The sequence below is a fragment of the Hansschlegelia beijingensis genome, from assembly GCF_045505405.1.
In the GTDB taxonomy this organism is placed as follows: domain Bacteria; phylum Pseudomonadota; class Alphaproteobacteria; order Rhizobiales; family Methylopilaceae; genus Methylopila; species Methylopila beijingensis_A.
The window spans coordinates 1-532 of the sequence record NZ_JBJKEX010000734.1 but is presented as its reverse complement, the minus strand read 5'-3'; the positions used below and the strand labels follow the sequence as shown (position 1 = coordinate 532).

General features: G+C 75.6%; 1 protein-coding gene. It reads left to right on the top strand.

What is annotated here, in order from left to right; translation table 11 throughout:
- On the top strand, positions 1-532 hold a 532-nt coding region (locus ACIKT0_RS19895), incomplete at both ends, for a GAF domain-containing protein (protein ID WP_407106962.1).

Here is a 532-nt window from a genome sequence, read left to right as displayed (position 1 = left end):
GTGGGCGGAGGCGGCCGCCGGCACCAACGCGATCGGCGCAGCCCTGGTCGAACGGCGGCCGACGGAGGTGCGCGGCGCGGAGCACTATTTCGAGTCGCACCGCATCCTGACCTGCGCGGCGGCGCCGATCCTCGACCCGCGCGGCGCGCTGCTCGGCGCCCTCGACCTCTCCGGCGCGGCCTCGATCCCGCACCTCCATGCGCTGTCGCTGATCCGGCTCGGCGTCGACCAGATCGAGCACCGCATGTTCGCCGAGGGCTTCGAGGGCTGCGACGTGGTCCGCCTGCACGCCGATCCGGCGCTGCTCGGCACGCCGCAGGAGGGCGTCGCGGTGTTCGAGGGCGCGCGCCTCGTCGCCGCCAACCGGCACGCGCTGAAGCTGCTCGGGCTCGACTGGAACGCGCTCGGCGCGCGCAGCTTCGGGGACCTGTTCGAGGGCGGCCATCTCGGCCGCGCCGAGGAGCGCACGCTGCGCGACCGCTCAGGAACGCTGCTGCACGCCCGCCTGCCGGCGCGGACGCCGGTGGTTCCG